Genomic DNA, 992 nt, shown 5'->3' with positions numbered 1-992 from the left:
CGTCCGTGAAGGCGCACCGCAGGCCCGGCAGGTAGCCGATCGGTTTCATCTGATCCAGAACCTTCGCTCGGCAATCGAAGAACAGATGAGCCTTTCTGGACGTGCCACCGGCAGGGCCATCCTGTCGGAGGACGCAATTGTTGACGCTGCCACACATCGCCGGCGCGCCCGTCTCGCACATAGGCAATCTCGCTGGGAGATATTCGAAAAGCTCCGCGCTTTGCGCGAAGAGGGTCTGTCCTACAGCGAAATCGCGAGGCAGACCGGCTATGAACGTCGCAGCGTAGCGAATTGGCTCAAATTCAAGGTTCCGCCAGACAGGCGGCGAGCAGCACTGAATCCCACATCGCCATGGTACTTCGAAAGCTTTCTTGCCGAATGTTGGAAGGATGGGAACCGCTGCGGACGGCATCTGTTTCATGACGTCAAACAGCGAGGCTACACCGGCAGTTTCGCCAATCTGGAGCGGCTTCTCGGTGCCTGGCGGCGGGCCGAAAGAGAGCAGGCTGCTGTTGATGTGCCGCCCGCCACGTTGAAGTCGGAGCCGGTTCGAGATCCGGACACCGGTCATGCGATCTCGCCAGTGGTTGCCGCAGCGCTGTGCATCAAGCCGCGAGGCCTGCTAACGGACCAGCAGGCAAGGAAGGTCGATGCCCTGAAGCAGGAATCTGAGGCTTTCGCCGAGACGCGGTATCTGGCGATGCGCTTCAACGGCATCCTTCGCAGCAAGAGATCGGCACCACTGGATGCATGGATCGACGATGCGCTCGACTCCGAACTCATTCCGATCATGCGGTTCGCCCGTGTCTTGCGCAGAGACATCGATGCCGTCAACAACGCCATCGAGCTGCCTTGGAGCAACGGACAGGCCGAAGGCCAGATCAATCGCCTCAAGACCCTCAAACGTGCAATGTACGGTCGGGCAGGTCCTGAACTGCTGAGAGCACGAATGCTGCCGCCGCTCCACACAAAGTGAGGAAGAACCTAATTAA

General features: G+C 59.6%; 1 protein-coding gene. It reads left to right on the top strand.

Annotated elements, in window-relative coordinates; all coding sequences use genetic code 11:
* Positions 1 to 976, top strand: a 976-nt coding sequence (locus AC0L3O_RS35355) for an ISL3 family transposase (protein ID WP_473618143.1), incomplete at its 5' end; no start/stop codon positions are given.
* Positions 977 to 992: the final 16 nt, after the last annotated feature.

The sequence above is a fragment of the Mesorhizobium sp. WSM4810 genome (assembly GCF_055811235.1).
This window is presented reverse-complemented; position numbering and strand designations above follow the sequence as displayed.